General features: G+C 57.8%; 20 protein-coding genes. 6 read left to right on the forward strand and 14 right to left on the reverse strand.

What is annotated here, in order from left to right; genetic code table 11:
- The 8 genes from VJ651_RS15575 to VJ651_RS15610 all read right to left on the reverse strand — a co-directional run.
- Window positions 1-1926 (reverse strand): HAMP domain-containing protein (locus tag VJ651_RS15575; protein WP_324108331.1); only part of this gene is annotated, 1926 nt, incomplete at its 3' end.
- 86 nt (window positions 1927-2012) lie between these two features.
- Window positions 2013-3083 (reverse strand): diguanylate cyclase domain-containing protein, encoded by a 1071-nt coding sequence (locus VJ651_RS15580; RefSeq protein WP_324108332.1) that lies wholly within the window; start codon window positions 3081-3083, stop codon window positions 2013-2015.
- A gap of 290 nt (window positions 3084-3373) precedes the next feature.
- Entirely contained in the window at window positions 3374-4702 is a 1329-nt protein-coding gene (locus VJ651_RS15585; protein ID WP_324108333.1) for a response regulator, read from the reverse strand.
- 309 nt (window positions 4703-5011) lie between these two features.
- Window positions 5012-6112: a D-alanyl-D-alanine endopeptidase gene (pbpG, locus tag VJ651_RS15590; RefSeq protein ID WP_324108334.1), complete on the reverse strand. Its 1101-nt coding sequence runs from the start codon at window positions 6110-6112 to the stop codon at window positions 5012-5014.
- A gap of 227 nt (window positions 6113-6339) precedes the next feature.
- Window positions 6340-7035: a nitroreductase gene (locus VJ651_RS15595; RefSeq protein ID WP_324108335.1), complete on the reverse strand. Its 696-nt coding sequence runs from the start codon at window positions 7033-7035 to the stop codon at window positions 6340-6342.
- Complete coding sequence (locus VJ651_RS15600) at window positions 7032-7472, reverse strand: thioesterase family protein (RefSeq protein WP_324108336.1); 441 nt, start codon at window positions 7470-7472, stop codon at window positions 7032-7034. Before VJ651_RS15600 ends, VJ651_RS15595 begins: the two co-directional genes overlap by 4 nt.
- A 3-nt stretch (window positions 7473-7475) precedes the next feature.
- Window positions 7476-8321 carry a DMT family transporter gene (locus VJ651_RS15605; protein WP_324108337.1) on the reverse strand — a complete coding sequence of 282 codons (846 nt, stop codon included), beginning with the start codon at window positions 8319-8321 and terminating at the stop codon, window positions 7476-7478.
- 59 nt (window positions 8322-8380) lie between these two features.
- On the reverse strand, window positions 8381-9298 hold the full coding sequence (locus VJ651_RS15610; RefSeq protein ID WP_324108338.1) for a histone deacetylase: 918 nt from the start codon (window positions 9296-9298) through the stop codon (window positions 8381-8383).
- Between the two features lie 267 nt (window positions 9299-9565).
- On the opposite strand from VJ651_RS15610, the gene VJ651_RS15615 reads away from it, so the two are divergent.
- Window positions 9566-10132, forward strand: coding sequence for a phasin family protein (locus tag VJ651_RS15615; protein WP_324108339.1), 567 nt, complete (start codon window positions 9566-9568; stop codon window positions 10130-10132).
- A 184-nt stretch (window positions 10133-10316) separates the two neighbouring features.
- Here VJ651_RS15615 and VJ651_RS15620 read toward each other — a convergent pair whose 3' ends face one another.
- Window positions 10317-11114, reverse strand: a complete 798-nt coding sequence (locus VJ651_RS15620; protein ID WP_324108340.1) for a competence/damage-inducible protein A — start codon at window positions 11112-11114, stop codon at window positions 10317-10319.
- Between the two features lie 66 nt (window positions 11115-11180).
- Window positions 11181-12020, reverse strand: a complete 840-nt coding sequence (locus VJ651_RS15625) for an EI24 domain-containing protein (RefSeq protein WP_324108346.1) — start codon at window positions 12018-12020, stop codon at window positions 11181-11183.
- Between the two features lie 332 nt (window positions 12021-12352).
- On the opposite strand from VJ651_RS15625, the gene VJ651_RS15630 reads away from it, so the two are divergent.
- Both VJ651_RS15630 and VJ651_RS15635 read left to right on the forward strand, forming a co-directional pair.
- On the forward strand, window positions 12353-12709 hold the full coding sequence (locus VJ651_RS15630; RefSeq protein ID WP_136418475.1) for an FKBP-type peptidyl-prolyl cis-trans isomerase: 357 nt from the start codon (window positions 12353-12355) through the stop codon (window positions 12707-12709).
- Between the two features lie 162 nt (window positions 12710-12871).
- Entirely contained in the window at window positions 12872-13093 is a 222-nt protein-coding gene (locus VJ651_RS15635) for a hypothetical protein (protein WP_324108341.1), read from the forward strand.
- A gap of 28 nt (window positions 13094-13121) precedes the next feature.
- Here the strand turns inward: VJ651_RS15635 and VJ651_RS15640 are convergent, their stop codons facing one another.
- On the reverse strand, window positions 13122-14576 hold the full coding sequence (locus VJ651_RS15640) for a wax ester/triacylglycerol synthase family O-acyltransferase (RefSeq protein WP_324108342.1): 1455 nt from the start codon (window positions 14574-14576) through the stop codon (window positions 13122-13124).
- 134 nt (window positions 14577-14710) lie between these two features.
- Between VJ651_RS15640 and VJ651_RS15645 the strand changes: the two genes are divergently transcribed.
- Window positions 14711-14965, forward strand: coding sequence for an acyl-CoA-binding protein (locus tag VJ651_RS15645; RefSeq protein ID WP_136418473.1), 255 nt, complete (start codon window positions 14711-14713; stop codon window positions 14963-14965).
- A 62-nt stretch (window positions 14966-15027) separates the two neighbouring features.
- Here the strand turns inward: VJ651_RS15645 and VJ651_RS15650 are convergent, their stop codons facing one another.
- The 3 genes from VJ651_RS15650 to VJ651_RS15660 all read right to left on the reverse strand — a co-directional run bounded on the left by VJ651_RS15650 (window position 15028) and on the right by VJ651_RS15660 (window position 17662).
- A complete protein-coding gene (locus tag VJ651_RS15650; protein WP_324108343.1) occupies window positions 15028-15312 on the reverse strand; it encodes a polyhydroxyalkanoic acid system family protein in 285 nt (94 codons plus the stop codon).
- Between the two features lie 115 nt (window positions 15313-15427).
- Window positions 15428-16822 carry a citrate transporter gene (locus VJ651_RS15655; protein ID WP_324108344.1) on the reverse strand — a complete coding sequence of 465 codons (1395 nt, stop codon included), beginning with the start codon at window positions 16820-16822 and terminating at the stop codon, window positions 15428-15430.
- A 177-nt stretch (window positions 16823-16999) separates the two neighbouring features.
- Window positions 17000-17662 (reverse strand): lactate utilization protein C, encoded by a 663-nt coding sequence (locus tag VJ651_RS15660; RefSeq protein ID WP_324108345.1) that lies wholly within the window; start codon window positions 17660-17662, stop codon window positions 17000-17002.
- Window positions 17663-18112: 450 nt separating this feature from the next.
- On the opposite strand from VJ651_RS15660, the gene fdxA reads away from it, so the two are divergent.
- Both fdxA and VJ651_RS15670 read left to right on the forward strand, forming a co-directional pair.
- Complete coding sequence (gene fdxA / locus VJ651_RS15665) at window positions 18113-18436, forward strand: ferredoxin FdxA (RefSeq protein ID WP_136418470.1); 324 nt, start codon at window positions 18113-18115, stop codon at window positions 18434-18436.
- Between the two features lie 134 nt (window positions 18437-18570).
- A complete protein-coding gene (locus VJ651_RS15670; protein WP_324108347.1) occupies window positions 18571-19674 on the forward strand; it encodes an NAD(P)/FAD-dependent oxidoreductase in 1104 nt (367 codons plus the stop codon).
- Window positions 19675-19695 lie beyond the last annotated feature (21 nt).

A 19695-nucleotide genomic window follows, 5' to 3' on the forward strand; every position in this document is an offset into this window, starting at 1 on the left:
GCCGGCCACGCCGCGCACGTCCGCCTGGCCGCCCAGCTTGCCGTCGGTGCCCACCTCGCGCGCTACCCGCGTCACCTCGGAGGCGAAGGACCGCAGCTGGTCCACCATGGTGTTGATCACGTCCTTGATCTGGAGGATCTCGCCGCGTGCGGCGACCGTGATGTTCTGCGTCAGATCGCCGGTGGCGATGGCGGTCGCCACCTTGGAGACGTCCCGCAGCTGCACCGTCAGGTTGGAGGCCATCGAGTTCACCGAGTCGGTGAGGTCCTTCCAGGTACCGGCCACACCCTTCACGTCGGCCTGGCCGCCGAGCTTTCCCTCGGTGCCCACCTCGCGCGCCACGCGCGTCACCTCGGCTGCGAAGGAGCGGAGCTGATCCACCATCGTGTTGATGGTGTTCTTGAGCTCGAGGATCTCGCCCTTCACGTCCACGGTGATCTTTTTCGACAAATCGCCGCGCGCCACCGCCGTTGTCACTTCCGCGATGTTACGCACCTGGCCTGTCAGGTTCGAGGCCATGAAATTCACGTTGTCGGTCAAGTCCTTCCAGGTGCCGCCCACGCCCTTCACCTGCGCCTGTCCGCCCAGCTTGCCCTCGGTACCCACTTCGCGTGCCACGCGCGTCACTTCCGACGCGAAGGAAGAAAGCTGGTCCACCATGGTATTGATGGTGTTTTTCAACTCGAGAATTTCGCCCTTCACGTCGACCGTGATTTTCTTCGACAAGTCGCCGGTTGCCACGGCGGTCGTCACGTCCGCGATATTGCGCACCTGTGAGGTCAGGTTGCCTGCCATCGAGTTCACCGAGTCGGTCAGGTCCTTCCACGTGCCCGCCACGCCCTTCACCTGCGCCTGCCCGCCCAGCTTGCCTTCGGTACCCACTTCGCGCGCCACGCGCGTCACTTCCGACGCGAACGAGGAAAGCTGGTCCACCATCACGTTGATGGTGTCCTTGAGCTGCAGGATCTCGCCTTTTGCATCCGCTGTGATCTTCTTGGACAGATCGCCATTGGCCACCGCCGTTGTCACTTCCGCGATGTTACGCACCTGGCCCGTCAGGTTCGATGCCATGAAGTTCACGTTGTCCGTTAAGTCCTTCCAGGTGCCGCCCACGCCGGGAACATAGGCCTGTCCGCCCAGCTTGCCTTCCGTACCCACTTCGCGCGCCACGCGCGTCACTTCCGATGCGAAGGACCGCAACTGGTCCACCATGGTGTTGATCGTGTCCTTCAGCTGCAGAATTTCGCCGCGCACGTCCACCGTGATCTTTTTCGACAAGTCGCCATTCGCCACCGCAGTCGTCACGTCCGCGATGTTGCGCACCTGCGATGTCAGGTTGCCCGCCATCGAATTCACCGAGTCGGTCAGATCCTTCCACGTACCCGCCACGCCCGGCACGTTCGCCTGTCCGCCCAGCTTGCCCTCGGTGCCCACTTCACGCGCCACGCGCGTCACTTCCGACGCGAAGGAAGAAAGCTGATCCACCATCGTATTGGCAGTCGCCGCCGCGCGCAGGAACTGCCCCTTGAGCGGGCGTCCGTCCACATCCAGCGCCATGGTCTGGGACAGGTCGCCCTTCGCGACCGCACCGATCACGCGCGCCATTTCGGTTGTCGGCCGTACCAGGTCGTCGATCAAGGTGTTGACGGACTTGACGATAGTCGACCAGCCGCCTGCCACGCTGGGAACCGCTGCGCGTTGCGTCAGCCGCCCCTCGCGGCCCACGACACGGCTGACCTCGGTGATTTCTTCGGTCAACTGCTCGTTGGTTTCCATGATGTCGTTCAGCGTATCGGCGATCTTGCCCGCGAGTCCGGTCCAATCAGATGGCAGACGAACGGTAAAATCGCCTTTTTTCAGCGCTGTCAGTACGCCAAGCAACAGCTTTGCGTCCACTTCATCGTGCAGGCTCATCGTCAAATCCATGTGTTCGTCTCCATTTTTTTATTCTGGCACAATCTTTTAGAACTCATTTCATAAATAGGCGAGCCCTCCTATTTATGAAATGAGTTCTAGTCGTGGTCAGGTAGTACGCGGTTATTGAGTTCGTCGCGAAAAAAACGAATGCTGCCGCGCCGCTTCTTCTTCGCCTTGTACATCGCTATGTCGGCGTTCTGCAGCAATGCCTGGGCATTGTCTCCATCGCGCGGATAGAGACCGATGCCAATACTGGTCGACACGGAAATCCGGTGTTCCCCGATCTCCCTTATCTCGGTGATCTCGTGCGCAATTTTCTGCGCGACAAGGCCGGCGTGGGAAGCGTCCGGCAAACTTTCCAGCAGCACCACGAACTCGTCGCCGCCGAGGCGTGCCACCATGTCGGATTCACGCAGGCAGGATGCGATGGAGCTGGCAGCCCGTATCAGCAATTCGTCTCCCGCTTCATGGCCGAGCGTATCGTTGATTTCCTTGAACTTGTCGAGATCGAGAAACAGCACTGCCAGGCATTCGCCATGACGCGCCGCGTGCGCAACCGCGTGTGTCAGGCGCTCGATCAGCGAGCGCCGGTTGGGAAGTCGCGTCAGGGCGTCGCGGGTCGCGAGTTCATGCGCGCGCTGTTCCGCCCGCCTGCGTTCGATGACTTCAGCTTCCAGTGCGGCGTTGATGCGTTTGAGTTCCCGCATCTGTTGCACGCGCAGATCCCGATTCAGCATTTCAAGCGCCTGCGTCTTGAACTGCAATTCCAGTCTGGTCTTCGCCATTTCGACAAACACCGACACCTTGGTTTGCAGCACCTGCGGAATGACCGGGGCCAGAAGATAATCGACCGCGCCGCTCTGGTAAGCCCTCAGGCGGTGAAATTCGTCGCCCGAGTAGGCCGTCGTGAAAATGATGGGGACCGATGCCGAGCGCGGATGTGAATGAATTGCTTCCGCCGTTTCAAAACCATCCATGCCCGGCATCTTCACGTCCAGCAGGATGACGGCAAATTCATGCTGCAGCACCTCGCGCAGCGCCTCCTCCCCCGAATGGACGCACACCATCTGATAACCGTCCCGGTCCGCACCGTCCGCGAGCAGGGATTGCAGGGCCAACAGGGTGGCGGGATCGTCATTGACGACAAGGACTTTTGGCGTAAGCACGTCGCGTAGTCGGGATGATTAAACGAAATTGCGGCGAGAAATAAGTCGCCAAGCAGGTGCGGATCTCGAAAGTTCCCCGCGAGAAACAAGGAAATCATTGTGTTCCGAAACAGCCGAGGTAAGCAATTGCTAGAGTCCGCATTCTCAAGAGGATGTGAATCACCGTTGAGAAATGTCAAACCAGCGACCATGGCGCATCGGAAGCGTGATGAGGATTTGGCAACTCCTGTGCGAACAGCGAACGCGCCCTGCATGACGTGCCGAACGAAGGCCTGTCGCCGGGCAGTCGCTCAGGTCAGCTCATTCAGCTTGGCCGGAAACTCTTTTTCTTTCCTGCGCCTGGATACATCCGGCGACTTGACCGATGCTGTGATTTGCCTCGCGCCATCTGTAGCTCGCCTTTCCATGAACGGGTACTCGCCCTCGACAAAGCCGCCATCCAGCCCGCCGCCCGGCGCATCGCCTCCAAGTGGAATCGAAATCTTGATGGACGTGCCTTTGTCCTGCGCGGTATCGAGCACGAATTCGCCGCCCAGCGCGCTGACGCGCTCCTTGATGCCAACCAGTCCGAAGGAGTTGGCCTTTCTCCGGCATCCGGGGAAGATGCCGACTCCATTATCAGTGACGGTCATGATCAGGCGCTTATCCTGGGCATGAAGCTCGATGGTCGCCTTGCTTGCCCTGGCATGGCGGAACACGTTGTTGAGGGACTCCTGCAAGATGCGGAACAGCGCGGTCGCGCGGTTATCATCGACCATCAATTCCTTATCCGGCATCACCAGTTCACAGGTAATGCCGGTGCGCCGCTGGAATTCCTTTACCTGCCACTCGATCGCCGCGCTCAAGCCGAGATCGAGCACGGTGGGCCGCAAATTGTTGATGATGGCGCGCATGGCTTTCATGGTGGTGTCGATATGATCGAGCACCGCGTGCACCTTCTGGTTGAGCTTGGGGTGCGTGGAACCTGTGCGCGCATGCAGCATGGCGATGTCGATACGCAACGCAAGCAGGTTCTGCCCCAGTTCATCATGAATCTCGCGTGCAATGCGCTTGCGCTCGTCCTCCTTGATGCGTTCCTGATAGCTGGCAAGCTGGCGCAATTCTTCCTGCGACTGGCGCAATGCTTCTTCGGCTTGCTTGCGCTCATTGATATGCAGGAGATCCTGCTTGCGCTGTTCCTGCAGCGTCGCATTCAAGCGTTCGAGTTCCAGCGTCTGTCGCTTCAATTGCAGATTTTTCTTCGCAAGGTCGACAAATACCGCCACCTTGGTTTGCAGTATCTGCGGAATGATCGGCGTGAACAGGTAGTCGACCGCCCCGCGCTGATAGCCCTTGAGACGGTGCATCTCGTCAGCAAAATGTGCGGTGACGAAAATGATGGGAACGGATGCCGAGCGCGGATGCGAGTGGATGGCTTCAGCGGTTTCAAAGCCGTCCATCTTCGGCATGCTGACATCGAGCAGAATAACCGCGAAGTCGTATCTCAATACCCAGCGCAATGCCTCTTCGCCGGAGCGCGCGGTAATGACCTCGAAATCGCCGCGACCTGACAAAAGACTCTCCAGCGCGAGAAGATTGGCCGGGTCGTCGTTAACAAGCAGAACTCTTGGCGTAAACATGGGCGGGATTACTCATTGAAGAACGCAAGCCCCTGTCATGTCGGCATCAGCTACGTCAAGCTGCACGCCGTCCCCGAGGCCGTCGTTCCAGGACTGTTAATACGAGCCGTTCATCTATTTCCGCGCGCTCGCGCCAACTTTCATGTCGCTGCGGCATGCTGATTTGCAAACATGCCGTGGATCAGTTCAAACCCCAATGTAGCATAGAACAATAAAAACGGCTGCGCCAAGGAGCGCAGCCGGGAAATATACAACGTTGATTTCCAGTTAGACAGAAACCACCTGTCACCTTTCATGTGAAACCGCTCGTCAGCCCTGGTGCGCGGGTGCCGGCTTCAATGCTTGCGGCTTCGAAATTTCCAGCCACCTGCGTACGCGACCTGCATCGGCGAGACGCGAATCCTTGCCCTTCGAATCGAGGAACACCATGACCACGCGGCGGCCATTGACCGTCGTCTGCATGAGCAGGCATCGCCCCGCTTCCGCGATGTAGCCGGTCTTTTGCAAACCGATCTCCCAGCCCGGATTCATGACCAGGCGGTTCGAATTGATATATTGCAGTTGACGATGCCCGCCGGTATCGACCACATAACGCGTATCGGTTGAATACTCGCGTATGATCGGATGCTGATAGGCCGCTACAACCAGCTTCGACAAATCGCGTGCGCTGGACACGTTCTGGCTCGACAAACCGGTCGAATCCACATAGCGCGTGTCGAGCATGCCCAAGGCTTTTGCTTTCGCATTCATCGCGGCAACGAATGCCGGCAGGCCGCCCGGATAATTTCGCCCAAGAGCCGACGCCGCGCGATTTTCAGAGCTCATCAGTGCGATATGTAGCATGTTCGAGCGCGTCATCTTTGAGCCGACTCGCAGGCGCGAAGTGCTGTTCCTTTCCCGGTCGATGTCGTCCGAAGTCACTTCCAGCACTTCATCCATGTTCTGATGCGCTTCCACCACGATCGTCGCGGTCATGAGTTTTGTCAGCGATGCGATCGGGAGCGCGACAGCGGCATTCTTTTCGAACAAGACTTGTGAGGTAGCCTGGTCGATAACGACCGCGGCATTGGATCTGAGCGCAAGCGGATCGTGCGTCAAGTTCAGTCCGGCAAGGTCGCCCGCCGTTATCACGGGCGGCGCGGCATGAACTTCAGTCGAGGGGGAGTAGGCAACGTGCTGGTATCCGGACTTGTGATCGCCGTGAGCCGTTTTGGCGGCTTTCGAACTTCCGGAGGAGATCCTGGCGCTCGCATGGCGCACGTGTCCGGCTTTGTGCTTTGCGTGCGACTTCTTGGCGGAGTGCTTCTTCGATGATGCCTTGGTGGCGGAACTGGTCGCAGCCTGCGCTGCAGGGGCAGCAACAACCAACGCAATGACGGAAACGGCTATCCCTAGCGCGGACTTGATCATCGGCACTCCTCCCACATTCTTGCAAAACGATTATATCTTGCAGTCTAGCAAAATAATGAAATTCAGCAAGTGAATTAGAGAGTTAGCGCTGGAAATTAAACGATTTTCTTATTGTCGGTTGAGGGTTCGCAAAGCCGTTTCCGGACTTCAGGCAATGATCGTCAAAAAATATGTTTAATTTGCAACAATCGCCCTGCGATCGACCGTGGTCACGCCCTCAAGAAAAATTAGTCCATGAATTTTGCAAATTCCGAAACCGACACGCGTTCCGTCACCAGGGTGTTTTCAATCTTGCTCTCATCCGCGAATCCGAGAGACATCCCGCACACCACCATTTCATTCGCCGGGATTTGCAGGACGTCGCGAACGATCCGGTGGAACTGCGCGAACGCCGCTTGCGGACAGGTGTCCAGGCCGCGTGCACGCGCGGCGAGCATGACGTTTTGCAGGAACATTCCGTAATCCAGCCAAGAGCCTTGCTCCAGGACGCGGTCAATCGTAAAGATGATACCCACGGGCGCACCGAAAAAACGGTAATTGCGCCCCAGCTGCGCATGCATGCCGGCCTTGTTTTCACGCGTGATCCCGAGCAGAGAGTAGAGATCCCAGCCCACCTTGCGGCGACGCTCGAGGAAAGGCGTCGTCCATCGACTCGGATAGTAGTGGTACTCCTCCGTGTGCTGACGACCGATCTCGGGATCGTTGTACGCGCGCAGTATTTCCGAAGACAGCTTTTCCTTGGTCCCGCCGGTCAGCACATACGCCTTCCACGGCTGGGTATTGGTGCCGGAGGGCGCGCGTGCGGCAATTTCCAGAATGGCCTCGACATCTTCACGCGCTACCGGGGTGGGCAAAAAGGCGCGAAGCGAACGGCGCGACGCGATGACAGCATCCACAACTTTCTGCTCGGGCGTCTCGATCATGACTGCGGCACTTCGATCGTTTGCAACAGACTCCGCATGTCGTCCGGAATCGCACCCGGCTTGCGCGAGTCACGGTCAACGTAGACATGGACGAAATGTCCCTGCGCGGAAGCGTTCTCTTCGCCGCCGCGAAAAATGCCGACCTCGTAACGCACGCTCGACTTGCCCAGCTTTGTGACGCGTAGTCCCGCCGTCACGCGCTCGGGAAACGCCACTGACGCGAAGTAATTGCATTGCGTTTCAATGACCAGTCCGATCACCGGGCTGCGTTCAATGTCGAGCACATTGTTAACAATCAAGAACTGGTTCACGACTGTATCGAACCAGCTGTAATACACCACGTTATTGACATGTCCATACGCGTCGTTGTCCATCCAGCGCGTCGTAATCGCATGAAAATATTTAAAGTCGCTTCGACTCTTCGCCTGCGGTCGCATGAATCACCTTCTCACCACCAAAGCCACACCGATAACGGCCAGCGCCATGCCCAGCATGCCGGCAACGCTGAATGCCTCCCCAAACATGACCCACGCCATCACTGCCGTGGTGGGCGGAGTCAAGTACAACAAACTTGTGACCTGGGTCGCGGCGCTCTTGCGAATCAGCGCAAACAGCAGAAAGATCGCACCGATCGACAATGCCAGGATCGCCCACAGCAAGGCCCCGATGAAACGCGGTGTCCACTGCACCGTCGCCAGGGCAGGCGTCAGGTGTTCGAATGCGATCGCGAAAGGCAGCACGACGACAATCGACGCCGCAAACTGGATGATAGTGCCGGTGCGCAGATCAAAGCTTGCGCAATAGCGCTTCTGATACAGCGTGCCGATCGTGATCGACAGCAGGGCAAACACACATAGCGCAATGCTCTGCCATGACAGGCCAACCAGTGAAATCTTGTTGGCGACAACCAGCCCGACACCGCACAGACCAAAAATCAGTCCGATCCATTGACGCCGACGTACCGACTCGCCGAGAAACGGCGCCGCAAAGGCCGTCAGAATCGGCTGCAAGCCGACGATCAAGGCAGACAAGCCGGCGGGCATGCCGAGCTTGATTGCGCACCACACGCCGGCCAGGTAACCCGCTTGCACCAGTACCCCGGCGATTGCGATGCGCCAGATGCGTCCGAAGGGCCACGGAGCGCGCATCACCAATACGATGGGCAAGAGCACCACGAGCACGCCGGCGAAACGCAGCAGCAAGAAAGTCAGCGGCGGCGCATAAGGCAGCCCGAATTTCGCGACGATGAAGCCGGTGCTCCAGATGAGCACGAAAAGAAAAGGCATTGCCGCGGTCCATCGGGCCGGAACGTTCCGCTGAATGCGGGAGGCGGATGATACGGTCGTCATTGAGTTGCAATCGCAGACTTGCGAAAAGTGGTGTGAGAAGCGATGGTAATAGTCTGCACGTGTACCGCGACAGTATCATGGATGTTCTTGCCATAGCCGCCTGCCATGGCAAGCGCGACTGGAATGTCGCGTTCGCACGCGCGATCGAGCACCATGCGGTCGCGCGCGGCCAAGCCGTCGAATGTGAGCTTGAGCCGACCCAGACGGTCGCCTTCGTGCGGATCCGCGCCGGCAAGATAAATCAGGAGTTCCGGCGAGAAGCGCGCAAACATCCCGTCGAGCGCGGCATGCAGCGCGCTCAGATAATCCGCATCGCCCACTCCGTCGGCCAGTGCAACGTCCAGATCGCTGCGTTCCTTCTTGAACGGGTAGTTGTTTTCCGCGTGCAGCGACAAGGTGAATATCGAGTCGTCCTGCGCCAGGATCGCAGCCGTGCCATTTCCCTGGTGGACATCCAGATCGACGATCGCCACCTTCCGGACGCGTCGTTCGGCCTGCATCAGGCGCGCGGCAATCGCCGCATCATTGAACACGCAAAATCCCTCGCCGTGATCGGAATACGCATGATGCGTCCCGCCCGCGAGGTTGGCCGCCACTCCGCACTCCAGCGCTGCACGGCACGCTGCAATGGTGGCGCCGGCGGAGCGGCGCGAGCGTTCGACCATCTGGGGGGACCAGGGAAAGCCGATTGCCTTCTGCTCCGCCGGAGTGAGTTCGCCGCGCGATACGCGCTCTATGTAGGACGGATGATGCGCAAGCGCCAACACGCCATCGCTCGTAAATGGCGCCTCATGAAACGCAATTTGCGGAACGGTGGCAAGCACGGCTTCACGCACCATGCTGTATTTCTGCATCGGGAAGCGATGGCCCTCGGGAAGCGGCAAGACGAAATGATCGCTATAGAAGGCTTGCACGAGTTGACGTATACGTAAAGTAGAGGGGGCGAGTTTAGCATGCACCGAATTTTTCGACCTGGCGGTCTGGCGTTGCAAAACCGCCAGGAAAAAGTTACCCCATACCAATTTTTTGATCTGAATGCGATCTTTTTTGTGCTACGCAACAATATTTGTTGACACGATAAGATTTCGCCGTAAAATATGCATTGTTGCGTCGCACAAAATATCTTGCGATGCCTATTGCAGAATTATCCGGCCAATAACCTTTTCCCGAAGGAGATCAACATGTTCACGATTCCCGAGCAATTTTCCGCTGCGTCGAAAGCCAACCTCGAAGCCCAGTTGGCACTCCTCACCAACTTGACCAACAAGACGTTTGAGGGTGTCGAGAAAATGCTTGATCTGAATCTGAACGTCGCCCGCGCGTCGCTGGAAGAATCCAGTGCTGCAGCGAAGCAATTCCTCTCCGCCAAGGATCCGCAAGAGTGGATAGCAGTCGCTGCTGCACAAGCACAACCGAACGCGGAAAAAGCGCTTTCCTATGGCCGTCATCTGGCCACCATCGCTTCCGGCGTACAAGCCGAGTTCAACAAGGCCACCGAGGCGCAGATCGCCGAAACCAGCCGCAAAATGCTTGAGCTGGTTGAAGAAGTGACCAAGAATGCCCCGGCCGGCACGGAGAACGCAGTTGCGCTGTTGAAGTCCGCCATCGGCAACGCCAACGCCGGCTACGAGCAGCTGAGCAAATCCACGAAACAAGCGGTGGAAGTACTGGAATCCAACCTGAACAACGCCGTCGGCCAGTTCGCGCAAGCAGCTCCGAAAGCAGCTTCCCGCGCCAGCAAGAAGTAATTTCCGATTCCCGGCGCCCTTGATCGATGCCGGGAATCTGCAGTTCTAGCAGCGATCTCCTCGGTACCTCACGCACCTCCTCCAACCTGGTACCGCTTCGAATGCCTCGGTTTTCCGAGGCATTTTTTTATCCGTACCGGTCGTTCCTCATCGCGGCCGACGCCAGCAGCGCGCATGCTGCTGCTCAGATGCGCTGAAATTCGGCCTTGAATGCATCCAGGCCATTCAACATCTTTTCAAATGCGGCATTGACTTGTAACGGCTCACCCTTCACGCCGAGCTCGATATGTCTGCGGACAGTGGCGCTGCCCACGCTCGGAAGGCTGAACACTTTGACTTGCGGGAATTCCGCCTCGATGGTTTCCATCAAGGGCGTCAAGGTTGATTCCGCGATTTCGTAAACGAGTACCGCCTTCTCCAGCCGCGCCACACGCTGGAACAAATGCGGGTATTGCGTATCGAGAACCCACTCGATCATCGGCCAGGCCATTTCCGGAAATCCCGGAACGAAATAGTGTGCTCCGCCGCCATGACGTACGGAGAATCCCGGAATCTTGTTGTACGGATTGGGGATGATTTCGGCGCCTTGCGGGAACTCCCCCATCTTCAGACGATGCGCCATCTCCGGCTTGCTGAAGTCAGGCTCCTTGCCCGCTTCACGCGCCATGTCCGCAATGCGTTCCTGAATTCTCTCCTTTGCTTCCGGATGCAGCACCAGCGGAACGTCCAGCGCCGCTGCCGCGCATTGGCGCGTATGGTCGTCCGGCGTGGCGCCAATGCCGCCGCAAGAAAACACGATGTCGTTGCTTGAAAAGGTGCGCTGAAGGACCGAGGTGATCCGTTCCCGATCGTCGCCGATATATTCCGCCCACGACAATTGCAGGCCGCGCGCATTCAGCAGTTCGACCACTTTGGGAAAATGTTTGTCGGTCCTTTTGCCTGACAGGATTTCGTCGCCGATGATGATGAGCCCGATAGCCATAGGAATGAATGCGATTGAAAAAATCGCATTATGCCTCAGGCGACGCATTCCTTCCGCGCTACTACCTCAATTGATGTCCTTGATCGGCTGCGAAGCGTCGACGCGCGTCGCTTTCAGAGCGCGGTACTGCGCGAGTGCTTCGAGACAGTAGTACTGGAACCACAAGCCGGTAAACACGAACACCAGTACATACAACCAGATGGCGCCAGCGGCCAGCACGGGAAAGAAGATGACTGACAGCGCACCACCCAGCCAAAGCAAGGTCGGCGCCGCGCCCATCGCGCCGGTAATTGCGCCGATCACGAACAAGGGCCATCGATGGATGTACAGGATCTCCTTGCATTCCTGCGCGCTCGCGTGCTCGGCGAGTGCGTCGTAGGCCATCACGCGATAGGTCAGCCATCCCCAGAGTGCAGGCTGCACCACGAAGGTCAGTGGTGGAAATATCGACAGCGGCAAAGTGATCAGCCATAACACGGCAAACACAATGAACGATGAAATCGCAATCCAGACGCTACCCCACACGCTGCCGCCCTTGCGGCGCTCAAGATCCGGGTAATGCCGGGTTCCCACATGCCGGACGATCATCGGCATTGCCATCATTCCGACGAAAATCAGTGCGGTCAGGATCATCAGCGGCAACAGCACCCACATCGCAATCAGCGGAACCAGCACGGTCTTGATGGCCCCCAGCCCGAACCAGCCAAGCACATCGCCCGCGACGCTGAAGCCGCCATGGTCGGCGAAGTATGCATGCAGCCAATCGATCATGGGCTGCAGCCCGAGCCACAGCAATACGCCCCACAGTACGACGGACAACACAAATGGCAGCACCGTCAGCAACAGCATGCGGAAATGCAGTTGGGACAATACCGCCCGCCCAAAGGCAATCAATACAGGACGCATCAGGAAACCTTTCTCTTTGCGAAGTTCAACATGCGCGGCAGGTCGGTTCAACCCAAGAATCGGACGCTGCTCATTCATCGCCCATTCGTCACGCATGATTGCGCCGGCGTGGATGATCCGCTTCGAGGCAGCCTTCGTCAAGCGAGTATCCGTGCCCGGCGCCGGCATCGCATCTCGGAATCCCATGCAGGCCATGCTGTCAAAGCGCTACGGCGAAGGCTCGTGACAATGGAATTCGGCAACACTTGCCTACGCCTGCCTTGTTATGGCGTTGGCACGCATCCTACCTGCTAGAATTTCTTTCTTTTTCAACGAAACAACAAAGGAAAACCATGTCCACCATCATGACCGCCTCCGGCCTGCAATATGAAGACACCACGATCGGCTCCGGCGACGAAGCCAAGGCGGGTCAGCACGTCACCGTGCATTACACCGGATGGTTGCAAAATCCCGACGGCAGCGCCGGCCGCAAGTTCGACTCGAGCAAGGATCGCAACGATCCCTTCGATTTTCCGCTCGGCGCCGGCCATGTGATCAAGGGATGGGACGAAGGCGTTCAGGGCATGAAAGTCGGCGGCGTGCGCAAGCTGATCATTCCTTCTTCGCTCGGTTATGGCGCGCGCGGCGCCGGCGGCGTGATTCCGCCAAATGCAACATTGATTTTCGAAGTGGAACTTTTGGGCGTGTAATGACTCTTTCTCGCGAGCATTAAATGTCCTGAAGCCGGTGCGTGGATGAAGGCAGCCCTCATCTGAATTGCCTGGCTGGCTATGCGATAGCCACCAGCGACGTGACAAACAGCTTTCACCACTCAGCGGTCGCAGCGCGATCGCTCACCGGATTCGGAGTTCATGCATTCGAAAATATTTCTTGTCGGCGCTTGTGCAGCGCTTCTGCTTTTGGTCAGCGGATGTACGGTGATCACCGTCGCCACCACCGCGGCATCGATTGCCGGCACCGCGGTGAGTGTCGGCGTGACGGCGGGATCCGCGGCAGTCAGCGCGACTACCGCGGTTGCCAGGGGAGCGGTAAACGTCGGCAGTGCCGTCGTCGGTGGCACGAGCGAGGATTAATCAGCGAAGAACCGTGGGCTTGCGCGGGCTACCATTCCGACATCAACGCAAGCAGCACCAGCTTTTCGAATTCCGGCGCAAAACGTTGAATGATTGCATGCGGGTCGCTAGCGATCGCATCGTCGGTAACCAGGCCAAACTGCACGCATCCGTTGTAGCTCAGAATGGATACGCCCAGACCGATATCACCTGATTGCGGCACCCAGAACATGATCTGGTCCAGCTGGCTGCCGGCAAGGTATAGCGGTGTCTGCGGCCCCGGCACATTGCTCATGACCGCGGTCGCCTTCTTTGCAAAATAATTCTGGATTTCGTTTTGCATCTGCTTGGGCGTCGCACCCAATACGCCAAGCACCGCCATCGCGACCAATGCCTGGTATCCGCCTTTCAGCTCATCCATGCGGTGCCGCACTTCGTTCAGGCGTTCGATCGGATCTTCCATGCCGATCGGCAAAACCAGCGGCACCAAACCGAACGCATTGCCGAGTTTGTGTTCATCGCCTGCCTTGCGCAGATTCACAGGCACCATCGCGCGCAAGTCGGTTTTTCCCGGCACAGAGTCGCCCTTGGAACGCAGATACGCGCCGATCGCGCCGGCGACGCTGGCCATCAAGATGTCGTTCACCGATCCGCCGAGCGCTTTGCCGATCACCTTGATCTCATTTAATGGCACCGGCTCGCTCCAGGCGACATGCTTGGCTCCCTTCGGTTTGCCTTTCAAGCGCGTGCGGGAATCATCCGGCATGGCCAGCAGCTTGATCGCATCGATGGTCAAACGGCCGGCCTTGTTGCCCATGTCCGACAGACGGCCCATCAGCTTGTTCGAATCGGCCAGCATCCACATGTATTTGCTCCACATGCTGGCCGACAAGTTGATCGCATTGACCATGCTCTTGGTCACCGGCTGCATGAGGTGCATCCAGGGATTGTCTTCCTCATCAAGGCTGACCGCGCTATGCGTCGCATGACGGTCGGCGGCATCCGGTGCCTGGTCGAACATCGACAGCAACACGCCGACCAATGCAATTCCGTCGGCAATGCAGTGATGAATGCGAATGACGATAGCCTGCCTGGTCTTGCTGTCCTCGCCGATACAGTTGTCGATCAAATGCATCTGCCACAAAGGTCTGGCGAGGCTGAGGGGTGTTGCCGACAGCCGGCTCACCATCTGCTCCAGCAACGCCTTGTTGTTCGAACCGGTCGATCGCAAGCGGTAGTGCAGGATGTGATGATCAAGATCGACCTGCTGCTCCTCCCACCACGCACCGCCGGTCATGTCACGCACCACCTTGCTGCGAAAACGGCTGTAGGAGAGCAGCCGCGTCTGAACGATGTCCCGGAATCGGCACGTGTCCATGGGCTTGTCGAACATCAGCACAGCAACAATCATCATCAGATTGCTGTCCGAATCCATCCGCAACCATGCGGTATCGACAGTAGACATCTTTTCCCGGCGCAGCGCCGGCACAGCTTCAGACAACATCGAGCACCCCCTCTAGAGCTTTTCTTTTTTGGCAGATTTTTCTATGTTATGTTGTTCCGCACTCTCGGCGCTTTTAGATAACGCAAGAGACACGACACTAACACCGTTTTATTTACATCCACAAGGAGAACGTGATGAGCCTGCAGGCCCTCTTCGACAAGGCGGTAGCCGAATCCAAAAATTTGCCAGAACGCCCTGACAACATGACGCTGTTGAAAATCTACGCCTTGTTCAAGCAAGCCAGTACGGGCGATGTCGAAGGCAAGCGCCCCGGCTTTACCGACATGGTCGGCCGCGCCAAGTACGATGCATGGGACGGGCTCAAGGGTACGTCGAAGGAAGAGGCGATGCAGCAGTATATCGACCTGATCGCGGAGCTGAAGGGGTGAAATCTTCAGCGCGTAGATGACGCATGATGAGCGATGCAGGCGCGCACCTGCATCACGAGACCTCAGGCCTTCCCGCTGAAGACCTTCTTCATCTTTGCTGATACTTTTTCTTCGATCGCCGGCGCGAATGCCTTCAATAGAAAGCCCAGCTGGATTTCGATTGTCGCCTCCTGGGACGAGATCGTCAGCGATCCCGACACCCCGCTACGCCTGAAGATCAGCACGTCGCCCTCCCACTCGGAAGCCATGTCGTATTCCTTGGCCAATTGATCGGCCACTTTTTGCGCCGCGGCTTTTGCTTTCTTGTGGGGTAATTTATGCGGGTGGGTGATGTTGATATCGGCCATGCCCTATCCTCTTGACGGAACCTAGTTAAGGATATTCGGAGGAGCGCAGCCAGTCAACGCGGCGATCGGTTTATCCGTCGGCCGCGTTGTTCGCCGGCGCACCGGCAAGTCCGCCCTAGTGTTTGATTCCCGAGGTCGGCGCTGCTTGCACGGAGGTGTCCAGCGCCGAGACCGTCTTCGCCTCATGCGCAGGTTGCACCGCGCCGCGCAGCTGTGAACCCGGATGCCAATGCCATACCGTCAGCAGAACGAAGAAACCGACCACATAAGCCAGCAGAACGTGCCAGCCATGCTTGAGCCAGAGAGTTACCGATTTTGATTCCGGGTACATGTTGGACAACGCGACTCCCGCGGAGGAGCCGAACCAGATCATCGAACCGCCAAAGCCGACAGCATAGGCCAGGAAACCCCAGTCGAAACCACCTTGCTTCAATGCCAGTGCGGTCAAGGGTATGTTGTCGAATACCGCAGACACAAAACCCAGCGCCAACGCGCTCATCCAGGAAGCTTCGGGCAGTTTTTCGACCGGCATCATCGATGCGCACCAGACCAGCGACAACAGAAAAATCGAGCCGCGCAAGGCGCCCGGCAACTCGTTCCAGTCGGGGCGGCGCAGCGGCGCGCTCAGCAAGATCGCGACCCAGACCGCGAGGCCGAGGAACGGGAACGCATCGGACCATTCATTGAATTTCAGATTCAGCAACAGGTTGGCGCAGATCGCAGCAACAAGAATGAAGGCAACAATCGCCACGCGGGTCCAGTCAACGCGCGCGCCTTTCTGCGCATCCTTCGTGATCGGTGAATAAGCATGCTGCTGCAGCGATGCCGGAATGGCGGTGATCAGCAGGGCAACGGTCGCCGCGATATAGGCTTCGAACACTTCGCCTGGTGTAACACCGGCAATCCACATCATCGTCGTGGTCGTGTCGCCGACCACGCTGCCGGCTCCGCCGGCGTTCGACGCTGCGACAATACCCGCAAGGTAACCGATGTGCACCTTGCCGCGGAACACGGTATGTGCGACCGCGCCGCCGATCATGGCCGCCGCGATGTTATCCAGAAAGGATGAAATGACAAACACGAGGACCAGCAATACAAAGCCGCCCTTCCAGTCGTCCGGCATGTAGTTCGGCAAAACAGCGGGAATCTCGCTGCGCTCGAAATGCTTGGCAAGAAGCGCGAAGCCCAACAGCAATGCGAGCAGATTGCCGAGGATGACCCATTCATGCCCGAAGTGCGCCACCAGCCCGCCGACGCCAGTGCCTTCGCCGAATGGCGAAAACACGATCTTGTAGACGGAAATGATCAGCGCACCCGTCACTGCAGTCACCATCGTGTTGACGTGCACGAATGCAATGAAGAACAGGACCGCCGCGAACAGAATGAATTCCACCGGAATGTTCGCGACGACAGGCCCCGAAAACCCTCCCGCGGCGAACGCGACAGACGGACAGGCAAGCTGGGCAAGCAGCAGAACGCAAAAGGCTGACAACGCAGTGAAATGTCGCAAGACCGGTCTCCTTGGAGTCATTGGAATATTTATTTTGAGAAATGACAATTTTAGCGGGAATGCCTTTGGGCGCAATCAGCAATAACGCGTACATGCGGCCAGCGCAGCACCGACTCCGCGCCAAGGGTCCAGAAACCCGTCTTATCCCCCCACAAGTCACCGGACCGGCTTTGCCGCTCAGGCGGCGCTTACGACGATGACGTGAACGCGATAAGGACCATGCGCGCCCAGGACGATGGTCTGTTCGATATCGCCGGTACGGGACGGCCCGGAAATGAAGTTGACCGCACGCGGCAATTCACCGTGTTCGTTGCGAGCCAGGGCAAATGCGTCCTCCATGGCTCCGACGATGCGGGACGCAGCGACGATCGCAATATGCGTCTCCGGCAGGAGGCTGGCGGATGAATAGGTGTCAGGCCCGGACAGCACCATCAGGCTGCCCGTTTCCGCAACTGCGCAGAAGGCACCGGTGATGCCGACCAGGTCTTCGTTGCGCGGCGCGCGAAATTCCACCTGCACCCCGGCCTCGCCCCACGCAAAACCGTCGAGGGTTTTCCATGCAATCGCCTGCTTCGCCACGCCGATACTGTCCAGATAGCGTGCGACTGCCGCCGGCACCTCATTGAGAGAGTTCACTTCATCAACCGTGTCTGACATACGGAGCGCCTGCTGCTTGAATCGTTCGATCAGATCGGAGCCGATCGCGGGCCGCGGACCTTGCGAATGCGCGGCGAGGTAGTCGCGGACGGCATCACGCTCGGCTTGTGTCGGCTCGACAGGTCGATTCTGCGCCTGGCGAATCCGGCTGAAAATGGCTTTGCGCGCTGCTGAAGTGTCCATGAATGCCCCCTTGATGACAGGTTTGAGAGTCTACCCCAATCGCACCGGCATCATGTGCGCTTTCCGCTTGATTTAATTTCAAATGGCTACAGCAAATAATTCAACTGTATCGAGGTCTCGATTTCCATTTTTTCTATTGAGCTTGTAGGAGGATTGCCGCCTTGCGACGAATAACACGATGCGGAATTGTCATAGCTGCAAATAAAGCGCAATGAACAGGACCCTGCAGGCAACCAATAACCCTTTTCGCCTTGGTTGCTTCCCGAATTCGCCACATTTGCTTATTCATATTCTGTCTAAGTTCGGTTTGTTAGAAACACCCGATTGTCTTAAAATACAAGGCTTTGCAGCGGGTTGTGTGTGCAGGGCATGGTTATGTCCCTATCGTCCCCGTCCTTCACCCCGACTTCAAATCAGACCAGTTTCAAAAAATTTACAGATAGGACTGTTATGACACACGTTGTGACCGAATCCTGCATCCGCTGCCGTTACACCGACTGCGTGGATGTATGCCCGGTAGACTGCTTTCGCGAAGGCCCGAACTTTCTTACGATCGACCCCGATGAATGCATTGACTGCGCCGTATGCGTAGCCGAATGCCCGGTCAATGCCATCTTCGCTGAAGAAGATGTGCCGGCAGACCAGCAGCAATTCATCAAGCTCAATGCCGAGCTCGCCCGCAAGTGGCCGTCGATTACCAAGACGAAGGATCCGCTACCGGACGCCGACGACTGGAAGGACGTCAAGGACAAGATGCAGCACCTGGTCAAATAGCTGTTTGCCGTTCCGGGCTTGCAGCAGACAGGCTCAGAATAACAACAGGGCAAAGCCCACAGGCCGATCGCCGTCGAAAAGGAGCGCCGGCATTTTGTGGAAACCTTGAAATGAAACAGGAACTGAATAGTCGTATGGAAACCAGCAACGGCATCAACGCATCCACCCAAGTCCCCGATACCGCGAACAACGCAGGTAAAGGGCCGATCGAGACCGATGCGGTGATTGTCGGCGCCGGGCCGGTGGGCCTGTTCCAGGTATTTGAACTGGGACTGCTGGAGATCAAGGCACATGTGATCGATTCCCTGGCTGCAGTCGGCGGGCAATGCGTTGAGCTGTATCCGGACAAACCCATTTACGACATTCCGGCTGTGCCCATGTGCACAGGTCAGGAGCTAACCGACAACCTGCTCAAGCAGATCGAGCCGTTCGGCCCGACTTTCCACTTGAACCAGGAAGTAACCCTGGTTGAAAAGCGCGACGACGGCCGCTTCAATCTCGAAACCTCGGCCGGCACCCGCTTCATCACCAAGACCATTTTCATTGCCGCCGGCGTCGGCTCGTTCCAACCGCGCACCCTCAAGGTCGATGGCATCGAACAGTTCGAGGGCAAGCAGCTGTTCTACCGCGTCAAGGATCCGTCCCGTTTCCACGGCAAGAATCTCGTCATCTGCGGCGGCGGCGATTCGGCACTTGACTGGACGCTGGACCTCGTCGGCAAGGCGGAATCGATCGTCCTGCTGCACCGACGCGAAGAATTCCGCGCTGCGCCTTCATCCGTCGCAAAGATGAAGGAATTGTGCGAAAACTTTGAAATGCAATTCCTGGTCGGTCAGGTGACCGGCTTCGAATCGAAGGACGACAAGCTTACCGAGATCAAGGTGACCGGCTCCGACGGCGTGACCCGCCGCCTGCCGGTGGACGATCTGCTGGTCTTCTTCGGCCTGTCCCCGAAACTCGGCCCGATCGCCGAGTGGGGCCTTGAGATCGAACGCAAGCAGCTGAAGGTCGATACCGAAAAGTTTGAAACCAGCGTCCCTGGCATTTTCGCCGTCGGCGATATCAACACCTATCCCGGCAAGAAAAAGCTGATCCTGTCCGGCTTCCATGAAGCCGCCCTGGCCGCGTTCGGCGCTGCGCCGTACATCTTTCCGGAAAAGAAAATCCATATGCAATACACCACGACCTCGCCGAAGTTGCACAAGATTCTCGGCGTGGAAAGTCCGGTGTTCGATTAAGCGCTTCACAGAAAGTCAAAA

This window comes from Noviherbaspirillum sp. (assembly GCF_035254865.1).
Lineage (GTDB): Bacteria > Pseudomonadota > Gammaproteobacteria > Burkholderiales > Burkholderiaceae_D > Noviherbaspirillum.

Excerpts from the sequence above, each read along its gene's own strand:
- VJ651_RS15585 (WP_324108333.1), bottom strand. The coding sequence starts at position 4,702 with ATGTTTACGCCAAGAGTTCTGCTTGTTAACGACGACCCGGCCAATCTT.
- pbpG (WP_324108334.1), bottom strand. The coding sequence starts at position 6,112 with ATGATCAAGTCCGCGCTAGGGATAGCCGTTTCCGTCATTGCGTTGGTT.
- VJ651_RS15595 (WP_324108335.1), bottom strand. The coding sequence starts at position 7,035 with ATGATCGAGACGCCCGAGCAGAAAGTTGTGGATGCTGTCATCGCGTCG.
- VJ651_RS15600 (WP_324108336.1), bottom strand. The coding sequence starts at position 7,472 with ATGCGACCGCAGGCGAAGAGTCGAAGCGACTTTAAATATTTTCATGCG.
- VJ651_RS15605 (WP_324108337.1), bottom strand. The coding sequence starts at position 8,321 with ATGCCTTTTCTTTTCGTGCTCATCTGGAGCACCGGCTTCATCGTCGCG.
- VJ651_RS15615 (WP_324108339.1), top strand. The coding sequence starts at position 9,566 with ATGTTCACGATTCCCGAGCAATTTTCCGCTGCGTCGAAAGCCAACCTC.
- VJ651_RS15620 (WP_324108340.1), bottom strand. The coding sequence starts at position 11,114 with ATGGCTATCGGGCTCATCATCATCGGCGACGAAATCCTGTCAGGCAAA.
- VJ651_RS15625 (WP_324108346.1), bottom strand. The coding sequence starts at position 12,020 with ATGCGTCCTGTATTGATTGCCTTTGGGCGGGCGGTATTGTCCCAACTG.
- VJ651_RS15630 (WP_136418475.1), top strand. The coding sequence starts at position 12,353 with ATGTCCACCATCATGACCGCCTCCGGCCTGCAATATGAAGACACCACG.
- VJ651_RS15635 (WP_324108341.1), top strand. The coding sequence starts at position 12,872 with ATGCATTCGAAAATATTTCTTGTCGGCGCTTGTGCAGCGCTTCTGCTT.
- VJ651_RS15640 (WP_324108342.1), bottom strand. The coding sequence starts at position 14,576 with ATGTTGTCTGAAGCTGTGCCGGCGCTGCGCCGGGAAAAGATGTCTACT.
- VJ651_RS15645 (WP_136418473.1), top strand. The coding sequence starts at position 14,711 with ATGAGCCTGCAGGCCCTCTTCGACAAGGCGGTAGCCGAATCCAAAAAT.
- VJ651_RS15650 (WP_324108343.1), bottom strand. The coding sequence starts at position 15,312 with ATGGCCGATATCAACATCACCCACCCGCATAAATTACCCCACAAGAAA.
- VJ651_RS15660 (WP_324108345.1), bottom strand. The coding sequence starts at position 17,662 with ATGGACACTTCAGCAGCGCGCAAAGCCATTTTCAGCCGGATTCGCCAG.
- fdxA (WP_136418470.1), top strand. The coding sequence starts at position 18,113 with ATGACACACGTTGTGACCGAATCCTGCATCCGCTGCCGTTACACCGAC.
- VJ651_RS15670 (WP_324108347.1), top strand. The coding sequence starts at position 18,571 with ATGGAAACCAGCAACGGCATCAACGCATCCACCCAAGTCCCCGATACC.